Here is a 19,626-nt window from a genome sequence, read left to right as displayed (position 1 = left end):
CGGCGGGGGTGAGGACGATATGCGGCGGTTAGCCGATCTCGTAGTGCGGTGGCCTTGGGTGGTCATCGGGGTTTGGCTCGCGATGGCTCTGGCCCTACCGCTGGCATTCCCGTCCCTGGACGAGATGTCGGAGAAGCATCCGCTCGTCATCCTGCCCAGCGATGCACCCTCGAGCGTCACCGCCAAGAAGATGGCCGAGGCTTTCCAAGAGTCAGGTTCGGACAATCTCCTGGTCATTGCGTTCATCAACGAAGCCGGGCTGGTGCCCGCCGACGAAGCCACCTACCGCAAGGTGGTGGATGCGCTGCGCGACGACGTGACCGATGTCGTGGCGGTGCAGGATTTCTTCAGCACGCCTCAACTGCGCCCGTTCCTGACGAGCGAGGACAAGACGACGTGGGTGCTGCCGGTCAACCTCGAAGGTGAGTTGGGCACACCGCGGGGCTTCGACTCATTCAACCGGGTGTCCGACGTCGTCGAACAAAACGTCGGCGAGAACGAGGGACCACTGCGGGTCTACATCACCGGCCCCGCGGCGACCGTCGCGGACCTCACCGTCGCCGGCCAGCAGGACCGCCTGCCCATCGAGGCCGCGATCGCCGTCCTGGTGCTGCTGGTGTTGCTACTGGTTTACCGCAGCGCGGTCACGATGTTGCTGCCGTTGGTGACGATCGGATCGTCGCTGATCATCGCGCAAGCCGTGGTCGCCGGCTACTCCCAGCTGACCGGCTCGGGCGTCTCGAACCAGTCCATCGTCTTCCTCAGCGCGATCATGGCCGGCGCCGGGACGGATTACGCGGTCTTTCTCATCAGCCGCTATCACGACTATCTGCGGGGAGGAGCCGATTTCGACCGGGCAGTCAAGGCCGCGCTGATCTCGATCGGAAAGGTCATCACCGCGTCTGCGGCCACGGTGGGACTCACCTTCCTGCTCATGAGCTTCACCCAGATGGGCGTGTTCCGAACGATCGGGGTGTCGTCGGCGATCGGAATCGGCGTGGCGTTCCTTGCCGCAGTGACCCTGCTGCCGGCGATCCTGGCGCTGGCCGGGCCGCGGGGTTGGGTCAAGCCGCGACGCGAGTTGACCTCGCGGTTCTGGCGCCGCTCCGGCATCCGGATCGTGCGACGACCCGTGCCGCACCTGGTCGCCAGCCTGCTCGTGTTGATACTCCTGGCCAGCTTCGCGGGGTTCGCGCGGTTCAACTATGACGATCGCAAGGCCGTGGCGGCCTCGGCGCCGAGTTCGATCGGGTACGCCGCGCTGGAACGCCATTTCCCCGTCAGCCAGTCCATCCCCCAATACCTCCTCGTCCAGTCTCCGCATGACCTACGCACACCGCGGGCCCTCGCGGACTTGGAGCAGATGGCATCGCGCATCGCCCAGTTGCCGGACGTCTCTCTGGTCAGCGGCGTCACGAGACCGCTGGGCGAGGTGCCCAGAGAGTTCCGCGCCACCTTCCAGGCGGGCATTGTCGGTGACCGGCTGGCCGCCGGTTCCGCCCAGATCGCCGGGCGCACCGACGACCTCGACGAACTGGCAACCGGGGCCAACACGCTGGCCGATTCGCTCAGCGACATGCGCGCACAGGTCAATGAGATCGCGCCCAGTGTTCAAAGCCTGCTCGAGACGGTCTCGTCGATGAAAACCGAGTACAGCGGCGACCGGCTGGTGCGGTACGTCGAAGTCGCCGCCGAACTCATCGACAGCCTCAACAAGCTGGGCACCGCCACGGGCATGAGATTCGGCGCCGTCGAGGACATGTTCGCCTGGATGGGACCCGTCTTGTTTGCGTTGAACGGCAATGCGGTCTGCGATGCGAATCCCTCCTGCAGCGCCACCCGTGCCCAGTTTCAGCGGGTTGTCGACGCGCGTCATGACGGAAGTCGAGACCGGATCAACCAGCTGGCCGCCGAGTTGGAAAGTGTCGAGAACAGGCAGACCCTCAACGCCACGATGAAGAAGCTGAACAGTGCGCTCACCGTCGTTGGCGAGGCGGTCAGTGAGATGGGGCTGGACAAACCCGGGGGCCTCGAAGCGGGTTTGGCCGACCTGCAGCAAGGCGCCGACCGCCTGGCCGGCGGAAGCCATCAAGTAGCCGCTGGAGTCGACGAACTCGTCCAGCAGGTCAAACTGATGGCCAACGGTCTCGACCAGGCATCGGCCTTTCTGTTGACGATGCGACACGACGCGGCCGACCCTGCGATGGCGGGGTTCAACATCCCGCCCGAGGTGCTCAACACCGTGGAATTCAAGAAAGCCACCGAGGCCTTCGTCTCGCCGGACGGCCACTCGGTGCGCTACCTGGTGCAGACCAAACTCAACCCGTTCAGCTCCGAGGCCATGGATCAGGTCACGGCGATCAACGACGTCGCGCGGGGTGCTCAGCCCAACACCGCACTCGCCGACGCCTCGATATCGATGGGCGGGTTTCCCGCTGCCCTGCGGGACACCCGCGACTATTACGAGCAAGACATCCGATTCATCATCCTCATGGCGCTCATCGTGGTGTTGGCGACATTGGTCGTGCTACTGCGTTCGATCGTCGCTCCCCTTTATCTCGTCGGTTCGGTGGTGCTCTCCTACTTCGCGGCCATCGGTATCGGCGTTCTGACGTTCCAAGTGATACTCGGCGAGGAATTGCATTGGAGCGTGCCTCCGCTGGCCTTCGTGGTGCTGGTCGCCGTGGGCGCCGACTACAACATGCTGTTTGTTTCGCGGATGCGCGACGAATCCCCGCACAGCGTGCGGTACGGCGTCATCCGCACGTTGAGTTCGACGGGCGGTGTGATCACGGCGGCGGGCCTGATCTTCGCCGCCTCGATGGCCGGTCTCCTGTTCTCCAGCATCGGCACCGTGGTCCAAGGCGGTTTCGTGATCGGCGTGGGCATCCTGCTGGACACGTTCGTGGTACGCACCATCACGGTGCCGGCCGTCGCCGCGCTGGTCGGGCGGGCGAACTGGTGGCCGTCCCGCCTCGAGCCGCGACCGCCCGTGTCGCGGGAGCCGGCCGAAATCACCTAGAAACCGGAGGACATGCTGAACCAGCTCGCCCCCACGTCGGAGTCATCGATTCTGTCGATGCTGCATGGACGCGCCAGCCTGCGACCCGACGACATCGCGTTCACGTTCACCGAGTACGCCCACGACTCGGTGGTCGCCGAAAACCTCACCTGGTCGCAGTTGGCACGTCGAACGATGAACGTGGCACACGAGATCCGACGCCATGGGTCGCCCGGGGACAGGGCGGTGATTCTGGCCCCGCAGGGCCTGGAGTACATCCTGGCGTTCCTGGGGTCCATGCAGGCCGGACTCGTGGCGGTGCCGCTTCCGTTGCCCCATCCCGGCTCGGGCCATGACCGGGTGACCGCGGTGCTTGCCGACACCGAGCCCTCGGTTGTCTGCACGACGTCAGCGTCCGCGGCCGACGTCGCTGATTTCGTGGCTCGGTCACCTTGGGACACACCGCCGGAGATCGTCGAGATCGATGCGCTGAGTCTGGACGTCGAGCACCCGACAAGCCTTGCGCCGACCGAATGGCCGAGCATCGCGTACCTGCAGTACAGCTCTGGCTCGACCCGCACGCCGACCGGGGTCATGCTCTCGCACCGCAATCTCACCGCGAACTTCGAGCAGCTGATGAAGTGCTTTTTCGCCATCTCCCCATTGCCGCCGGACGCCACGATCGTGTCGTGGCTGCCCTTCTATCACGACATGGGTCTGGTGCTGGGAGTCTGCGCGCCGATTTTGTGCGGACGTCGCGCCGAGCTGATGAGCCCACTTGCCTTCCTGGAGAAGCCGTCCCGGTGGATGCTGGCGTTGGCCGAGAATCCGCACGCGTTGTCCTCAGCGCCGAACTTCGCGTTCGATCTGGCCGCCCGCAAGACCACCGACCGCGACCTGGCCGGGCTCGACCTCGGTGGGGTGGTGGGCGTGTTCAGCGGCGCCGAACGAGTGGAGCCGGCCACGCTGCATCGCTTCGTGGATCGGTTCGCGCACTTCAATTTGCGGGACCACATGATGCGTCCCGCCTACGGCATGGCGGAGGCGACGGTCTTCGTGGCGTCGGGCACCTGGAGCGAAACGTCGCCGGCCGCGTACTTCGATGCCGAAGAACTGGGTGCCGGTCGCGTTCGACCGTGCGCTCCCGGAAAGGGCACCGCACTCGTCAAATATTCGGTGCCGCAGGCACCTACGCTGCGGATCGTCGACAGCACGACACACCGCGAGTGCGCGTCGGACGTCATCGGCGAGATCTGGGTGCACGGCGAGAATGTGGCCGACGGGTATTGGCGCAAGCCGCCGGAGGAGCAGAGTTGCTTCGGCGCAACGCTTGTCGAACCGTCGCCCGGTACGCCGGATGGGCCGTGGTTGAAAACCGGGGATCTCGGCTTCATCTACGAAGGCGAGTTGTTCATCGTCGGCCGCATCAAAGACCTGCTGATCATCCGCGGCCGCAATCACTATCCCGAGGACATCGAAGCGACCGTCCAAGAGGTCACCCGTGGTCGGGTTGCGGCGGTATCGGTTCCGGTGAACGGCACGGAAAACCTGGTCACCATCATCGAGCTCAGGAAGCCGGCCGACGCCGAAGCGCTGCGCCGGTTCAGTGCGGTGAAAAGCGATGTCACCGCCGCGATATCCAATTCACACGGCCTCAATGTCGCGGACCTCGTGCTGGTGGCTCCCGGCGCGATCCCCACGACGACGAGCGGCAAGATCCGCCGCGCGGCATGTGCCGAGCAGTATCGGGCAGACCAATTCATTCGATTGGACGCCTGAGGGAGCCGGCGGACCGGAGTAAGGTTCGAAAGCAGTGCAGCCGAAGTGGGCGGGGGCGTATCAGACAGTCATGAAACGACTTCTCGCATTCGGCGTTGCAGTGACGACCATCGGCGCGACAGGCTGCTTCGGACTCGGCATCGCGACGGCCGACGAACCACCGGTCGTACCGCCGACCCCTGGCGGCCCAACCGACGTTCCGCTGCCAGAGGGCACCCCGGGCAAGGGTTACGCGCTGGGCGGCGCTCGCGTCCTGGGCATCCCCTACGACGAGTACATCAATCGCACCGGCGCGGACTGGTTTCCCGGCCTGGACCGGCAGATCGTCGACTATCCCTCCGGGCAGGTGCAGGGGCACACCCTGGAACGGCTGTTCCCGGGCATCGGCAAGCTCGACGACGAAATCATGCCCGGAATGGGCCTCGACGGCCCCAGCGTCGCCGAATCGGTCGACGTCGGAGCGCCGAACGTCATCAATGCGATCAAACAGGGCGGCCCCGGCACCGTGCTCGGGTTGTCCGAGGGTGCGATGGTGCTCAACGAGGTCCAGGCGCGACTCGCGTACGACCCCGCCGCCCCGCCTCCGGATCAGTTGAGCTTCGCGATGTACGGCGACCCGGTGGCTCGGCACGCATTCGGTGAGAGCTTTCTGACCCGGTCATTCCCGGTCGGGACCCTGACGCCGTTCCTCGACTATCGGGTCCCGCCACCGGTCGAGAGCCAGTACGACACCTACCAATTCGTCACCGCATACGACAGCATCGCCGACTGGCCGGACCGGCCGGACAACTGGATCTCTGTGCTCAATGCGCTCGCGGGTCTCGCGTCCGGTCACACCTCGGTTGCGTTCACCAAACCGAGCATGGTGCCGCCCGGAAACATCCGGACCACCGTGAACTCCCGGGGTGCGAAGACGACGACGTATCTGATTCCCGAAGAACACCTCCCGCTGGTACTGCCCTTCAAGTACCTCGGCGTGCCCGAGGAGACGCTGATCAAGCTCGATGGCGTGCTGAAGCCGTATGTGGACGCCGGATATTCACGCGCGGACAACCCGCTGACGGCACCGATCACGGTGGCTCCGGGCAACGGCTACGACCCCGCGGCCGTCACCGCACCGGCGACGCAGGCGGCCTTCGGCGGCGCCGCCGATCCGATATCGCAGATGCTCGCCGGGTTCCAGTACGTGCTGAAGGAGCAGCCGGGCGGATAGCCGAGGCCCGACCGCGCTACAGGCCGGCGAGTCCCACCCCGAGCAGCACACAGCCCACCGTGGCCAACAGCAGGGAAACCCCGCGACGGCCTTGCGCACGCACCCAGTCGTACAGTGCCGACAGCGACGCGCGCGTGCGGTCCGGGGCCGCCAGATAACAGAGCAACGGGATCTCCACGAGCGCGAACGCCACCACGTTGAACAGAATCAGGGCGCCGAACTGGGCGGTGGCAGCGGCGCCGGAGGCGACGATGAGCGCCAGCGCGGCCAGATAGTCGACCGACGGCAATGCGATGCCCAGCCCCGCGACACCCGCCGTCCACAGCGAGCCGCTCTTGAGCAGTTGCCGCGCCCGGGTCGCCAGTGGCGCCAGCATCCGGTTCGTGCGGCCGGGCGCCCCGTCGTCACGGCCACCCCAAAGCAGGCCGGTGGCCACCAGCGCAGCGTTGACCAGCACCACCGCGCCGACCACGATCTGGACCTTCGGCAACGTCGAGGAATGGCCCGAACCGAGAGCCGGTCGCAGCACGAACAACACGATCGCGCCCACCGAGATCCCCATCACGAAACCGCCTATGAGGAAGGTGAGCAGCTGCAGGACGGGCTGCGGCCGGTTGATCATCAGGACCGTCATGCCGATCCGGAACGGCTCCAGGCTGACCGCAACGGCCATCATCAGGAGCGTGATCCACATGTCGAGGTCAGGCTACCGCTCAGCGGGAACGGCGTACCCGGACATGGCCGCCGCGTACGGCCGCGTGTGAAGATGGACGAGATATGAGCGCGACCGATTTCAGCCCGGCGACGCTGCGCGAAGCGTTCGGGCACTTCCCGTCCGGCGTCATCGCGATCGCGGCGGAGGTGGACGGCACCCGCGTCGGATTGGCGGCGAGCACCTTCGTGCCGGTGTCGCTGGATCCGCCGTTGGTGTCGTTCTGCGTGCAGAACACCTCGGAGACATGGCCCAAACTCAAGGATCTCCCGAGCCTCGGGATCAGCGTGCTCGGCGAGGCGCACGACGCGGCCGCGCGCACACTCGCCGCCAAGACCGGCGACCGGTTCGCCGGCCTACAGACGGTGTCGCGCGAGTCGGGGGCAGTGTTCATCGACGGCACCCCGGTGTGGCTGGAGAGCGCGATCGAGCAGCTGGTCACCGCCGGCGACCACACGATCGTGATTCTGCGGGTCTGCGACATCACCGTCCACGCCGACGTGGCGCCGATCGTGTTCCACCGCAGTACGTTTCGCCGCCTCGGCGGAGAGTGATTTCGGTGCGCTACCTGTCGCTGAGCGTTCTGTCCTGTTTCGGGACATCGCTGACAGGTGTATGTCTCGGGACATCGCTGACACCTGAGTAAGGGCCTGGCCAGGATGGTTCATGGCCCAGAAGGTGACGGCGATGGACATTCTTGTTGCGACGGCATTTGGACAGATCCGCAACGTGTCGCAGTTCTGCCGCGATCAGCAGATCAGCCGGCAGACGTTCTAAGTGGCGCCGCCGCTTCGGTGAGGACGGTCTGGACGGGCTCGAGGAGCGCTCGCGCCGGCCCATATCCTCGCCGGGTCAGACCGCGGCCGAGGTCGAAGAAGCGGTGCTGCGCAAACGCAAACAGCTGCTCGAAGCTGGTCTTGATCACGGTCCACAGTCGATCGTGTGGACCCTGCAACGCGAAAAGCACCCACAGGTGCCGTCGCGGGCGACGGTGTGGCGGATTCTGACCCGCCATGGGGTGATCGTCGCTCAGCCCCAGAAGCGGCCCAAATCGGCGACAAAACGGTTTTGCTTCACCCGGCCCAACGACTGCTGGCAGTCCGACTGGACACAATGGATGCTCGCCGATGGCACCGCTGTGGCTATCGCTGGCACCCTGGACGACCATTCCCGGTACCTGCCCGCGCTGGCGGCCGACATCGGGCACGGCACCGCCGAGTTGGTGTGGTCGACGATGTTGGCCGGTATCACCGAATGCGGTGTCCCAGCAATGTCATTGACCGATAACGGGATCGTCTACACCGGCCGACGCAAAGGATATGAGGCGTCGTTCGAGGCCAACCTTCGCGCTCTGGGGACACGCACCATCAACTCAACCCCGTTTCATCCGCAGACCTGCGGCAAGATCGAACGGTTCTGGCAGACGCTGAAGAAATGGCTACGCGCGCGCCCTGCTCCGGCCACCATCGACGAGCTCAACGAGCTGCTCAACCAGTTCCGCGAGTTCTACAACTACCACCGCCCCCACCGCGCCCTGCGCGGGGCCACACCGGCCCAAGCGTTCAACGCCACCGCCAAAGCCCACCCCGCCCAACACGCGCTGCCAGCACCGGTCTTCGTCAGCCGCCACAGCGTTGATGAACAGTCCGGCAACCTCCACGTCAAGCCTTACCGCATCGGAATCGGTCTGCGCTGGGCCGGACACAGCTGCGACGTCATCCGACAAGGCGATCACATCGCCATCTTCAGCGGCACCACCCTGATCCGAGAACTCACCGCCGACCCCACCCGCTACCACCAGCGGTGCGCACCCAACACACGGACCTACCGCACCCGCGAACCAAAACCGTCATCATGAGTGTCAGCGATGTCCCGAGACATATCTGTCAGCGATGTCCCGAGACACCACATGTCGCTGAGCGATCGATTGCGCACCGAAATCGCCGATTGTCAGGGACGCGTGCTGAGCTCCTCGCGGTAGCCGGCCACGCGGCGCTCCAGCTCGTCGGCGTCGGCGGCGCGGCCTTCCTTGCGCGCCAACTCGGCGCGGGCGGAAAGCTCGCGGATCGCGGTCCGAATGTCGTTGATGCTGTGTGGTCTCTGATCCGGCTTGTGAGCAGTCACTGTGCCGCCTTTCGTCGTTGATTGGCCGCTGACTGCAGACTACCCACGACTAACCGGCTCCTACCGTCGCCGGAAGATCTTGTCGCCGAGCCATACCACGGGGTCGTACTTGCGGTCGGCGACCCGCTCCTTCATCGGGATCAGCGCATTGTCGGTGATCTTGATGTGCTCCGGGCAGACCTCGGTGCAGCACTTGTTGATATTGCAGTAGCCCAGGCCGTGCACGTCCTGCGCGTCTTCGGCACGCCGTTCGTGCACATCGAGGGGGTGCATGTCCAATTCGGCCTGGCGCATCAGGTAGCGCGGACCGGCGTACGCCTCCTTGTTCTCCTCGTGATCACGAATCACGTGGCAGACGTTCTGGCACAGGAAGCATTCGATGCACTTGCGGAACTCCTGCGACCGGTTCACGTCCTCCTGTGCCATCCGGTACTCGCCGGGCTGAAGATTCTTCGGCGGCGTGAAAGACGGTATCTCGCGCGCCTTCTCGTAGTTGAACGACACGTCGGTGACCAGGTCCCGGATCACCGGGAAGGTGCGCAGCGGCGTCACGGTGATGACGTCGGTCTCGTCGAACGTCGACATCCGGGTCATGCACAACAACCGCGGCCTGCCGTTGATCTCGGCCGAACAGGAGCCGCATTTGCCCGCCTTGCAGTTCCACCGCACCGCCAGGTCGCCAGCTTGAGTCTGCTGAAGGCGGTGGATGATGTCGAGCACCACCTCGCCCTCGTTGACCTCGACCGAGAAGTCCTGCAGCGCGCCCCCGTCGTCGTCGCCGCGCCAGACGCGCATCTTTGCCTGGTAGCTCATGCGCCTCTCCTAGACGAGTGGTTGGCGAGTTCTTCGGAAGTGAAGTACTTCTCCAGCTCTTCGATGTCGATCAGCTCCAGGAGGTCGTCGCGCATCGGCACCTGGTCCTGGCGGGTGATGTCGATCTCCGGGACGATGGTGTCGGCCCCCGCGCCCTGGACGGCGCGGCACACCAGCAGCGTCTTGCGCCACGACGACTCCATCGACGGGTAGTCGTCGCGGGTGTGGCCGCCGCGGCTCTCGGTGCGCTCCAGCGCAGCCTTGGCGATGCACTCGCTGACCAGGATCATGTTGCGCAGGTCGATCGCCAGGTGCCAGCCCGGGTTGAACTCGCGACCACCCTCGATCTGGACGTGCTTGTAGCGTTCGCGCAGCTCGGTGAGCTTGTCGAGCGCCTCCTGCACCTCCTCGGCCTTACGGATGATGCCGACCAGGGAGTTCATCGTGTCCTGCAGGTCGAGCTGCAGCGTGTATGGATTTTCGGCCGCGTCTGGATTGGTAGCCCGCTCGAGCGGTTCCAGCGCCAGCTTGGTGGCCTGCGAAAGCGCGTCGTCGGACACCGTCGGCCGGTCCGACAGCGCCCGAACGTAGTCCGAGGCGCCCAGCCCTGCCCGCCTGCCGAACACCAGCAGGTCGGACAGCGAGTTGCCGCCCAGCCGGTTGGAACCGTGCATGCCACCCGCGCACTCGCCGGCGGCGAACAGGCCGGGCGTCTTGGCGGCGGCTGTGTCGGGATCGACCTCGATGCCGCCCATCACGTAGTGACAGGTGGGCCCGACCTCCATCGGCTCCTTGGTGATGTCGACCTCGGCGAGCTCCATGAACTGGTGGTACATCGACGGCAGCCGGCGCTTGATCTCCTCGGCGGGCAGCCGCGAGGCGATGTCGAGGTAGACGCCGCCGTGCGGGGTGCCGCGCTCGGCCTTCACCTCCGAGTTGATCGCGCGGGCGACCTCGTCGCGGGGCAGCAGGTCAGGGGTGCGCCGAGCCGAGTCGTTGTCCTTGAGCCACTGGTCGGCCTCGTCGATCGACTCGGCGTACTGCCCTTTGAAGACCTGCGGGATGTAGTCGAACATGAACCGCTTGCCCTCGGAGTTCTTCAGCACCCCGCCGTCGCCGCGCACGCCCTCGGTGACCAGGATGCCCTTCACGCTGGGCGGCCAGACCATGCCCGTCGGATGGAACTGGACGAACTCCATGTTGATCAGAGTCGCGCCCGCCCGCAGCGCCAGCGCGTGCCCGTCGCCGGTGTACTCCCAGGAGTTCGAGGTCACCTTGTAGGACTTCCCGATTCCGCCGGTGGCAAGCACCACCGCGGGCGTCTCGAACAGGATGAACTTGCCGGTCTCACGGAAGTAACCGAACGCCCCGGAGATCCGGTCACCGTCTTTCAACAGTTCGGTGATCGTGCACTCGTGAAACACCCGGATGCGGGCTTCGTAGTCGCCGAACTCGGCCTTGTCCTCCTGCTGCAGCGAGACGATCTTCTGTTGCAGCGTGCGAATGATCTCCAGCCCGGTGCGGTCACCGACGTGCGCCAGCCGCGCATAGGTGTGGCCGCCGAAGTTTCGCTGGCTGATCCGGCCGTCCTTGGTGCGGTCGAACAGCGCGCCGTAGGTCTCGAGCTCCCACACCCGGTCCGGCGCTTCTTTGGCGTGCAGTTCGGCCATCCGCCAGTTGTTCAGGAACTTCCCGCCGCGCATGGTGTCCTTGAAGTGGACCTGCCAGTTGTCCTTCGGGTTCGCGTTGCCCATCGCCGCGGCGCAGCCACCTTCGGCCATCACCGTGTGCGCCTTGCCGAACAGCGACTTGGTGATCACCGCAACCTTCAAGCCGCGCTCGCGCGCCTCGATGACTGCACGCAGTCCTGCGCCGCCGGCACCGATCACGACCACGTCGTAGGAGTGCCGTTCTAGTTCCGCCATTAAATAAACCTCACTACCGATTGAATGAAGCGCTCAGCCAATGAATCTCAGGTCAGAGATGGTTCCGCTGGCCACCAGCATGATGTAGAAGTCGGTGAGCATCAGCGTGCCGAGCGTGATCCAGGCGTAGGTCTTGTGCCTGGTGTTGAGCCTGCTGACCTGTGTCCACAGCCAGTACCGGACCGGGTGCTTGGAGAAGTGCTTGAGGCGCCCACCGACGACGTGGCGGCAGGAGTGGCACGAAACCGTATACGTCCACAGCAGGATCACGTTTGTCACGAGAATGACGTTGCCCAAACCGAATCCGAAGCCCGAGGGCGAATGGAACGCCACGATCGCGTCGTAGGTGTTGATCACCGAGATCAGCACGGCGATGTAGAAGAAGTAGCGGTGTGTGTTCTGGATGATCAGCGGGAACCGCGTCTCGCCGGTGTAGGTCGCATGGGGTTCGGCCACTGCGCACGCGGTGGGCGACTGCCACACCGACCGGTAGTAGGCCCCGCGGTAGTAGTAGCAGGTGAGCCGGAACAGCAGCAGGAACGGCAGGGACACCGCCGCGTACGGCAGCCACCAGACGTCCGGCAGGAACTGACCGAAGTGGCTGGCTTCGGGGATGCAGCCGGATTGCTCTGCCTCGGACCACTTCACGACGCAGGGCGAGTAGAACGGCGTCAGATAGTGGTACTCGGCAACGTAGTAGTTGTTCTGCAGGAACGCCCGCACCGTCGCGTAGATCACGAAAGCGGCGAAGCCGAGATTCACGATCAGCGGTGACTGCCACCAGCGGTCGGTGCGCAGGGTGCGCTGCGGAATCTGGGCACGGCTCGCTGAGAAGACGCCGGTCGCCTTGCGGTCGGCGGTGGGTGCGCTCACTGTTGCCTTTCGGTGTCGAGTTGTCCCGGGTGCTGGCGGACCTCCGCGTCAGCGGACGCCGCCGAGTCCCTCGTCATCGACACCGCGCCAGAAATCGGTGTCGTACTGGGTGTCCGGGATCGGGATGCGGTCGCCGGCGTGGTGGTGAACCACGCCGCGGGCCAGCTCCAGCTCTTCGGCGTCGATGTCGAGACGGTCGATGTCGTTGAGGATGCGTTCGGCGTCATTGACGATGCGACGCGTCGCCGGGGAATCCCCGTACCTCGACGCCAACGATGTCACGCACCGCCGCAGGCTTCCGATTAGCTCATGCAGCTCGGCAAGTTCGGTAGTGCTGGACAATTGACCTCCTTGGGCTGAAGGGTGTCAGGCATCACAGTACGACACCCGATGCTAGCTACATCATGCAGTCCACCGTGAGACAGATCACTTCAAACCGAAGGAGACGGCTCGATGCCCGACCAGGTACTCAAAGAGCGCGCCGAGGCGCTGCTGGCGTTGCACCAGCCCGGAAACCCGGTCATTCTGCCGACCGTCTGGGACGCCTGGTCGGCGCGGCTCGCGGTCGGCGAGGGGTTTGCTGCGCTCACCGTCGGCAGTCATCCGATGGCCGACTCGGTCGGCAAACCCGACCAGGAAGGCATGGCGTTCGACGACGTGGTCACCCGCGTCAAGCAGATCACCGCGGCCGTCGATGTGCCCGTGTCGGTCGATCTCGAATCCGGCTACGCCCAATCCCCGGGACGCCTGATCGACGGACTGCTGGAGGCGGGCGCTGTCGGGTTGAACATCGAGGACACCGTGCACAGCGAGAACGGCAGGTTGCGCTCGGCCACCGAGCACGCGGAGTTGGTCGGCGCGCTGCGGGAGGCGGCCGACGGCACCGGTGTGCACGTGGTGATCAATGCCCGCACGGACCTGTTCCTGCGCAAGGACGGCGACGACGCCGACCGCGTCGACCGCGCGGTCGCCAGGCTGACCGAGGCAGCTGCCGCGGGCGCCGACGTGCTCTACCCGGTGGGCCGTCATGATCCGGACACCTTGCGCCGCTTGACATCCGAGTTGCCGCTACCGGTGAACGCGATCGGTGTGCCCGATCAGGACGACCCCGCGTCGTTCGGCCCGTTGGGGGTGGCACGCGTCAGTTTCGGGCCGTTCCTGCAGGCCGCGCTGTCGACGCGGGCCAAGGAGCTGTTGCAGCGTTGGGCTTAGGGGGCGGCCGTGGCTGACGACGATCGGAACTGGGAGGACCAGGAGCCGCTGATCATCGCGGCGGGCGTGGCGGCGGTGGTGCTGGTGGCGATCCTGATCTACGCGGTGATCCGTACCGCGGACGCTGCCCGGGTGCCGGAAACCATTCCGCCACCTGCGCCGTCGTCGACGCCGTCGGTGTACACCACCTCGCCGACGACGACCAGCAGCTACACCACACCGAGCGTGCAGACCACGGAAGTCCCGGCGCCACAGACGTCCCCGACCACGACCCCCACCACGACGACCACGACGACCACCACGACGACCACGTCGGATCCGTATGAAACGACGACGTCGGATTCCTACGAAACGACGTACGAAACGACATATGAGACGACGACGGAGACGCCCGGCGGCTGAGACGACGAAAGCCGGTGGAACCGCGGCGGTTCCACCGGCTTCGGCGTCGTGAGCGCTACTTGCTTTCGATCGCGATGCGCTGGGACTCGGCGCCCTTGTGGGCACCGGCCACCCGAACCGTCAGCACACCGGCGTCGTACGACGCCGAGATGGCCTCGCCGGTGACGTGGGCCGGCAGCTTGAACGACCGGCGGAACGACCCGTACCGCACCTCGCGGACGTATCGGGCATCGTGTGCCGGATCTCCTGTGGCGCGCTCGTCGCGACGCTCGCCGTGGATGACCAGGTGACCGCGGTCGACCTCGACGTTGACGTCCTTCTCGACATCGACGCCGGGCAGTTCCACGCGCACCAGCGCGTCGTCGCCGTCCCGGACGATCTCCGCGGCGGGGGTGAACGCGCCCGCAAACCAGTCGTCGGCGGTGGCCGGACCGAAGAAGTCGCGTACCCACCGGTCGATGTCCCACGCGGGACGAGTCCGTAATGCCAGAGTGCTCATGTACATCCTCCTCGCAGTTGACCGGCACCGTACCGGTCATTCACTGAATTGAACTTGAGTGACCTACGCTCATGTTCCCGGCCCGCTTTCGCTGTGAGCGAAGCCACAGCGCAGACCTCCAAAACCCGTCTCACATCGGCCGACGAACCCTGTGAGCACACCGTGATCGGCGCTTCACACGAGGCGACATTGCGGCAATATCGGCTGCTTAACGTCGGCGTCATGCGGTCAACGAGAAACGTGGTGGTTGTCGGCCACGGCATGGTCGGTCACCGGTTCGTCGAGGCGCTTCGCTCGCGCGACGCCGACGGTGACTGGCGTGTGACCGTCCTCGCCGAGGAGGCCGACGCCGCCTACGACCGCGTCGGGCTCACCGGCTACACCGACCACTGGGACCGCAACCTGCTCGCGCTACCGGGTAATGACTACGTCGGCGACGATCTGGTCGACCTGCGGTTGGCCACGCGAGTGACCGGGATCGACCGGACCGCGAAGGAGGTGCTGACCGCCGACGGTCAGCGGGTGCCTTACGACGCTTTGGTGCTGGCGACCGGATCGTATGCGTTCGTCCCGCCGGTACCCGGCCGCGACCTGCCGGTCTGCCACGTCTACCGGACCCTCGATGACCTGGACGCCATCCGGGCCGGTGCGAACGCCGCTCGCGATTCCAAAACGCCGGTCGGCGTGGTGATCGGCGGCGGCCTGCTCGGCCTGGAGGCGGCGAATGCGTTGCGCACGTTCGGGTTGAAGACTCACGTCGTCGAGATGGCGCCGCATCTGATGGCCGCGCAGCTCGACGAGGCGGGCGGTGCGCTGCTGAGCCGGATGATCAAAAGCCTGCGCATCGAGGTGCACACCGGCGTCGGCACCGAGAGCATCGTGCCGGTGCAGCGCAATGAGCCGCTGCGCAAATCCGACCGGGACGATTCGGTGCGGTTGTCGCTCAACGACGGCAGCCATATCGACACCGGCGTGGTCGTGTTCGCCGCCGGGGTACGTCCGCGCGACGAACTGGCCCGCGAAGCCGGCCTGGATGTCGCCCAGCGCGGCGGGGTGCTCACCGACGTAGCCTGTGTCACAAGCGATCCCGACATCTACGCCATCGGCGAGGTGGCCGCGATCGAGGGCCGCTGTTACGGGCTGGTCGGCCCCGGCTACACCAGCGCGGAAGTGGTGGCGGACCGGCTGCTCGGTGGTGCCGCGGAGTTCGGTGAAGCCGATATGTCGACCAAGCTCAAGCTGCTCGGCGTCGATGTGGCCAGCTTCGGTGACGCCCAGGGCCGCACGCCCAACTGCCTGGAGGTCGTGGTCAACGACCCGGTCAAGCAGACCTACGCCAAGCTGGTGCTCTCCGATGACGCGAAGACCCTGCTGGGCGGAATTTTGGTGGGTGACGCCTCGGCCTACGGTGTGCTGCGTCCGATGGTCGCCAGCGAGCTGCCCGGCGACCCGCTGTCCTTGATCGCACCGGTCTCCGATGGCAGCGCGCCGAGTCTGGGAGTCGGCGCGCTACCGGATATCGCGCAGATCTGCTCGTGCAACAACGTCACCAAGGGTGATCTCAAAGAAGCGATCGGCGGGGGATGCACCGATGTGCCCGGCCTGAAGAAGTGCACGCTGGCGGGCACGTCGTGCGGCTCGTGCGTGCCGCTGCTCAAGCAACTGCTCGAGGCCGAGGGTGTCGAACAGTCCAAGGCGCTGTGCGAGCACTTCAGCCAGTCACGCGCAGAGCTGTTCGAGATCGTCAGTGCCACCGAGATCCGCACCTTCTCCGGGCTGATCGAGCGATTCGGCACCGGAAAGGGTTGCGACATCTGCAAACCCGTCGTCGCGTCGATCCTCGCGTCGACCAGTTCGGAGCACATCCTCGACGGCGAGCAGGCCTCGCTGCAGGACTCCAACGATCACTTCCTGGCCAACATCCAGAAGAACGGCAGCTATTCGGTGGTGCCGCGGTCGCCCGGTGGGGAGATCACCCCCGAGCAGCTGATCCTGATCGGTGAGATCGCCAGGGACTTCGACCTTTACACCAAGATCACCGGCGGCCAGCGCATCGACATGTTCGGCGCGCGGGTCGATCAACTGCCGGAGATCTGGCGCCGGCTGGTCGAGGGTGGCATGGAATCCGGTCACGCCTACGGCAAGGCGCTGCGCACGGTGAAGAGCTGTGTGGGCAGCACCTGGTGCCGCTACGGTCAACAGGATTCGGTCGACATGGCGGTCACCATCGAGAAGCGCTACCGCGGTCTGCGCGCGCCACACAAGATCAAGATGGCCGTCTCCGGCTGTGCCCGCGAATGCGCGGAGGCGCAGAGCAAGGACGTCGGCGTCATCGCTACCGAACAGGGCTGGAACCTCTACGTCTGCGGGAACGGCGGCATGACGCCCCGGCACGCACAGCTGCTGGCCGGCGACCTCGACGACGAGACGCTGATCCGCTACATCGACCGGTTCCTGATGTTCTACATTCGAACCGCCGACCGGCTGCAGCGCACGGCGCCGTGGCTGGAGGCGCTCGACGGCGGCCTGGAGCATTTGCGCGACGTGGTCTGCAACGACTCGCTCGGCCTGGCCGGCGAATTCGAAGACGCCATGGAGCGCCACGTCGCCGGCTATGCCTGCGAATGGAAGGGCGTGCTGGAGGACCCGCAGAAATTGTCGCGGTTCGTGTCGTTCGTGAACGCCCCGGATGTCGAAGATCCCACTGTCGAGTTCACCGAGAGTTCGGGACGTAAGGTCCCGCTCGCGATGCCGAAGGTGCCGCAAAGATGACCGTGCTCAACGATACCCAGGTATGGACGTCCGCCTGTCGCTACGACTTCCTGATCCCCAACCGCGGCGTCGGCGTGCTACTGGCTGACGGTAGTCAGGCGGCGCTGTTCCGTCTCGACGACGGATCACTGCACGCGGTCGGCAACGTCGATCCGTTCTCCGGGGCGGCGGTGATGTCGCGCGGCATCGTGGGTGACCGCGGTGGCCGCCCGACCGTGCAGTCGCCGATCAAGAAGCAGGCGTTCGCGCTCGACGACGGTGTGTGCCTCGACGACCCCGACGTCTTGCTGCCGGTCTACCCGACGCGGCTCACCGCCGACGGTCACATCGAAATCGGCGGCTAGCTCTCCTGCCGAAAGAACTTTAGGCCGCCAACGGCAGCCGGGCGCGGCGGAACCGGTTGGCGATCAACCGCACCATCGCGGGATGGGTACCCAGCGGGGCGGCCACCGCGTCGGCCCCGCTGTCGCGCAGCCGGTCCTGAAAAAGACCTTCGGCCAGAAGGTATGAAGCGACCACCACCACCCGCCGCGCTCCGGTGCGGCGCAAACGCGCCACCGCGTCGGCCACTCGCGGCTCGCCGGTGGCGGCATACGCAAGCTCGACCCGGTCGCCGATCACCGCCGACAGCAGCGCCGACATGCGCCGTAGATCCGAGCGCGCACCCGCGTCGGAGGTACCCGCGGCCGCGAGCACCACGGAATCGCCGGGCCGCCATCCGCATTCGATCAGCCGATCGGTCAGCACGTGGGTCAGCGCGGGGCTGGGACCCAGCGCCTCGGCTACTGTCACGCCGGGATGTCCGCTGGCCGCGACGTGCGCGGGAATGTCGGTGTTGACGTGATATCCGCGGGACAGGAACGCCGGCACCAGGATCGTGCGATCGGGCAGGCGTCCCAGCACCTCGCTGGGCGTCGGGCCGAGCACGTCGACGAACGCGACGTGGACGCGGGCGCCCAGCGCGGTCGACACCCGGTCAGCCAGGTTCCCGATCAGCGCCACCCCGCTCTGTTTGCGGGTGCCGTGAGCCACCAGCAGAAGGCTCATGGGCTGACCGCCAGACTCTCCTCGACGGCCAGCCGGTAGCCCCGCTTGACGACCGTCGACACGATGTTCTTGTCGCCCAACGCCGTTCGCAGCCGCAACACGGCGGTTTCAACGGCGTGGGTGTCGGTGCCGTTGCCGGGCAGCGCCCGCAGCAGGTCGGTGCGTGACACCACCGCGCCGGGCCGGTGGGCCAGCGCGCGGATCGTGGCCATCCCGGCCGGCGACACCGGCTTGACGATCCCATCGACCAGCACGCACGTGCCACGGATCTCGAGCAGATGTCCGGCCACCCGAACCGTCCGCGAGCACAACAGCGGCAGCTCGTCGGTGATGTGACGGACCAACGCCCCCAACCGCATTCGGTCCGGCGCCGACGTCGGGACCCCGAGCCGCGTCAACGGCTGGGCGGTCACGGGCCCGACGCACATCGCGTGCACGTCACCGCGAAACGCCGCGAGCACTCGGCTCTCCAGCCCCATTTCCCTGGCCCGCAGCAGAACCGACGCGACCGCGGGCGCAGAGGTGAAGCTGACCGCGTCGAACTTCTCGTCGGCGATGCCGGCCACCAGTTGGTCGAAGTCTCCGTTGTGCGGCGCCGGATGCCAGCGGTACACCAGGATCGGCACGACCTCGGCACCGGCCGCACGCAACTCGTCGAGGAACTCGGGGAACGGGTCCCACTCGTCGGTGGCGCCGTGCAACTGGACCGCGACGCGCTGACCGGCGATCCCGCCCTCGACGAGGTAATGCACCAACTCGCGCGACGACTCCGAGTCCGGCGACCACTCCTCGGGCAGGCCGGCCGCGCGCAGGGCACCCGTCGCCTTGGGCCCACGGGAGAGCACGCGCGCCTTGGCGAGCGCGGCGATCAGGTCGTTGGCGATGCCCCAGCCGTCGGCGGCCGCGACCCAGCCCCGGAAGCCGATGCCGGTGGTGGCGATCACGATGTCCGGTGGCGCGTCGATCAGGGCTCGAGTGTGCGCGCGCAACACGTCGTCGTCGGGCAGTGGCACCATCTGGATCGCCGGCGCGCTGGTCACCGTCGCACCGCGGCGGCGCAGCAGCGCGCTCAACTCGTCGGCACGCCGAGCGGAAGTCACCGCCACCCGGAATCCGGTGAGCGGCGCCCAGTCGGGCTCAGTCATGGGACATGTGTATGCAGCGCATGTTTCCGAGCGATTACTTGACCGTTGCGGAGTCGTGTCGGCGGCTCCGGGCACTCAGAAAACAGACGCCAACCTGGACTTTTCTGCT

The 19,626-nt window shown here is 66.2% G+C and carries 18 protein-coding genes; 9 read left to right on the top strand and 9 right to left on the bottom strand.

Features of this window, described 5'->3' with window-relative positions; translation table 11 throughout:
• Positions 1–19: 19 nt before the first annotated feature.
• The 3 genes from G6N18_RS14805 (at position 20) to pe (ending at position 5,993) form a co-directional block, all read left to right on the top strand.
• Complete coding sequence (locus G6N18_RS14805; protein WP_083003819.1) at positions 20–3,022, top strand: MMPL/RND family transporter; 3,003 nt, start codon at positions 20–22, stop codon at positions 3,020–3,022.
• Positions 3,023–3,034: 12 nt separating this feature from the next.
• Positions 3,035–4,780, top strand: coding sequence for an AMP-binding protein (locus tag G6N18_RS14800; protein ID WP_083003822.1), 1,746 nt, complete (start codon positions 3,035–3,037; stop codon positions 4,778–4,780).
• A gap of 70 nt (positions 4,781–4,850) precedes the next feature.
• A complete protein-coding gene (pe, locus tag G6N18_RS14795; RefSeq protein ID WP_067216886.1) occupies positions 4,851–5,993 on the top strand; it encodes an acyltransferase PE in 1,143 nt (380 codons plus the stop codon).
• A 16-nt stretch (positions 5,994–6,009) separates the two neighbouring features.
• Here pe and G6N18_RS14790 read toward each other — a convergent pair whose 3' ends face one another.
• Entirely contained in the window at positions 6,010–6,687 is a 678-nt protein-coding gene (locus G6N18_RS14790) for a GAP family protein (protein WP_083003826.1), read from the bottom strand.
• A gap of 83 nt (positions 6,688–6,770) precedes the next feature.
• On the opposite strand from G6N18_RS14790, the gene G6N18_RS14785 reads away from it, so the two are divergent.
• Positions 6,771–7,259 carry a flavin reductase family protein gene (locus tag G6N18_RS14785; protein WP_067216845.1) on the top strand — a complete coding sequence of 163 codons (489 nt, stop codon included), beginning with the start codon at positions 6,771–6,773 and terminating at the stop codon, positions 7,257–7,259.
• A 194-nt stretch (positions 7,260–7,453) separates the two neighbouring features.
• Positions 7,454–8,563 carry an integrase core domain-containing protein gene (locus tag G6N18_RS14780; RefSeq protein WP_244960087.1) on the top strand — a complete coding sequence of 370 codons (1,110 nt, stop codon included), beginning with the start codon at positions 7,454–7,456 and terminating at the stop codon, positions 8,561–8,563.
• Positions 8,564–8,655: 92 nt separating this feature from the next.
• Here G6N18_RS14780 and G6N18_RS24260 read toward each other — a convergent pair whose 3' ends face one another.
• From G6N18_RS24260 to G6N18_RS14760, 5 genes are read right to left on the bottom strand one after another with little or no spacing between them, the layout of a single operon-like run.
• Complete coding sequence (locus tag G6N18_RS24260; protein WP_165757354.1) at positions 8,656–8,829, bottom strand: hypothetical protein; 174 nt, start codon at positions 8,827–8,829, stop codon at positions 8,656–8,658.
• A gap of 60 nt (positions 8,830–8,889) precedes the next feature.
• Positions 8,890–9,642 (bottom strand): succinate dehydrogenase/fumarate reductase iron-sulfur subunit, encoded by a 753-nt coding sequence (locus tag G6N18_RS14775; RefSeq protein ID WP_067226044.1) that lies wholly within the window; start codon positions 9,640–9,642, stop codon positions 8,890–8,892.
• Entirely contained in the window at positions 9,639–11,567 is a 1,929-nt protein-coding gene (locus G6N18_RS14770) for a fumarate reductase/succinate dehydrogenase flavoprotein subunit (protein ID WP_083005920.1), read from the bottom strand. Before G6N18_RS14770 ends, G6N18_RS14775 begins: the two co-directional genes overlap by 4 nt.
• Positions 11,568–11,600: 33 nt before the next feature.
• Positions 11,601–12,440: a succinate dehydrogenase subunit SdhC gene (locus G6N18_RS14765; protein ID WP_083005917.1), complete on the bottom strand. Its 840-nt coding sequence runs from the start codon at positions 12,438–12,440 to the stop codon at positions 11,601–11,603.
• 48 nt (positions 12,441–12,488) lie between these two features.
• Positions 12,489–12,782 carry an Rv0250c family protein gene (locus G6N18_RS14760; protein WP_059098733.1) on the bottom strand — a complete coding sequence of 98 codons (294 nt, stop codon included), beginning with the start codon at positions 12,780–12,782 and terminating at the stop codon, positions 12,489–12,491.
• Positions 12,783–12,893: 111 nt separating this feature from the next.
• Between G6N18_RS14760 and G6N18_RS14755 the strand changes: the two genes are divergently transcribed.
• Together G6N18_RS14755 and G6N18_RS14750 are read left to right on the top strand one after the other, a co-directional pair.
• Positions 12,894–13,652: an isocitrate lyase/PEP mutase family protein gene (locus G6N18_RS14755; RefSeq protein WP_083005913.1), complete on the top strand. Its 759-nt coding sequence runs from the start codon at positions 12,894–12,896 to the stop codon at positions 13,650–13,652.
• A 9-nt stretch (positions 13,653–13,661) separates the two neighbouring features.
• Positions 13,662–14,054, top strand: a complete 393-nt coding sequence (locus G6N18_RS14750) for a hypothetical protein (RefSeq protein ID WP_083005910.1) — start codon at positions 13,662–13,664, stop codon at positions 14,052–14,054.
• 55 nt (positions 14,055–14,109) lie between these two features.
• On the opposite strand, the gene G6N18_RS14745 is transcribed toward G6N18_RS14750, so the two are convergent.
• Entirely contained in the window at positions 14,110–14,553 is a 444-nt protein-coding gene (locus G6N18_RS14745) for an Hsp20/alpha crystallin family protein (RefSeq protein WP_083005942.1), read from the bottom strand.
• Between the two features lie 222 nt (positions 14,554–14,775).
• On the opposite strand from G6N18_RS14745, the gene nirB reads away from it, so the two are divergent.
• A complete protein-coding gene (gene nirB / locus G6N18_RS14740; RefSeq protein WP_083005938.1) occupies positions 14,776–17,325 on the top strand; it encodes a nitrite reductase large subunit NirB in 2,550 nt (849 codons plus the stop codon).
• Positions 17,322–17,669, top strand: coding sequence for a nitrite reductase small subunit NirD (gene nirD / locus G6N18_RS14735; protein ID WP_083005907.1), 348 nt, complete (start codon positions 17,322–17,324; stop codon positions 17,667–17,669). The genes nirB and nirD overlap by 4 nt, the downstream gene beginning before the upstream one ends.
• Positions 17,670–17,688: 19 nt before the next feature.
• Here nirD and G6N18_RS14730 read toward each other — a convergent pair whose 3' ends face one another.
• Complete coding sequence (locus G6N18_RS14730) at positions 17,689–18,372, bottom strand: sirohydrochlorin chelatase (RefSeq protein WP_083005904.1); 684 nt, start codon at positions 18,370–18,372, stop codon at positions 17,689–17,691.
• Positions 18,369–19,517, bottom strand: a complete 1,149-nt coding sequence (locus tag G6N18_RS14725; protein WP_083005900.1) for a uroporphyrinogen-III synthase — start codon at positions 19,515–19,517, stop codon at positions 18,369–18,371. The genes G6N18_RS14730 and G6N18_RS14725 overlap by 4 nt, the downstream gene beginning before the upstream one ends.
• Between the last annotated feature and the right edge of the window lie 109 nt (positions 19,518–19,626).

The sequence above is a fragment of the Mycolicibacterium celeriflavum genome (assembly GCF_010731795.1).
Classification (GTDB): Bacteria; Actinomycetota; Actinomycetes; order Mycobacteriales; family Mycobacteriaceae; genus Mycobacterium; species Mycobacterium celeriflavum.
This window is presented reverse-complemented; position numbering and strand designations above follow the sequence as displayed.

Bases quoted from the DNA above. Each gene is read 5' to 3' on its own strand.
- G6N18_RS14805 (WP_083003819.1), top strand. From the start codon at position 20: ATGCGGCGGTTAGCCGATCTCGTAGTGCGGTGGCCTTGGGTGGTCATC.
- G6N18_RS14800 (WP_083003822.1), top strand. From the start codon at position 3,035: ATGCTGAACCAGCTCGCCCCCACGTCGGAGTCATCGATTCTGTCGATG.
- pe (WP_067216886.1), top strand. From the start codon at position 4,851: ATGAAACGACTTCTCGCATTCGGCGTTGCAGTGACGACCATCGGCGCG.
- G6N18_RS14790 (WP_083003826.1), bottom strand. From the start codon at position 6,687: ATGTGGATCACGCTCCTGATGATGGCCGTTGCGGTCAGCCTGGAGCCG.
- G6N18_RS14785 (WP_067216845.1), top strand. From the start codon at position 6,771: ATGAGCGCGACCGATTTCAGCCCGGCGACGCTGCGCGAAGCGTTCGGG.
- G6N18_RS14775 (WP_067226044.1), bottom strand. From the start codon at position 9,642: ATGAGCTACCAGGCAAAGATGCGCGTCTGGCGCGGCGACGACGACGGG.
- G6N18_RS14770 (WP_083005920.1), bottom strand. From the start codon at position 11,567: ATGGCGGAACTAGAACGGCACTCCTACGACGTGGTCGTGATCGGTGCC.
- G6N18_RS14755 (WP_083005913.1), top strand. From the start codon at position 12,894: ATGCCCGACCAGGTACTCAAAGAGCGCGCCGAGGCGCTGCTGGCGTTG.
- G6N18_RS14745 (WP_083005942.1), bottom strand. From the start codon at position 14,553: ATGAGCACTCTGGCATTACGGACTCGTCCCGCGTGGGACATCGACCGG.
- nirB (WP_083005938.1), top strand. From the start codon at position 14,776: ATGCGGTCAACGAGAAACGTGGTGGTTGTCGGCCACGGCATGGTCGGT.
- nirD (WP_083005907.1), top strand. From the start codon at position 17,322: ATGACCGTGCTCAACGATACCCAGGTATGGACGTCCGCCTGTCGCTAC.
- G6N18_RS14730 (WP_083005904.1), bottom strand. From the start codon at position 18,372: ATGAGCCTTCTGCTGGTGGCTCACGGCACCCGCAAACAGAGCGGGGTG.
- G6N18_RS14725 (WP_083005900.1), bottom strand. From the start codon at position 19,517: ATGACTGAGCCCGACTGGGCGCCGCTCACCGGATTCCGGGTGGCGGTG.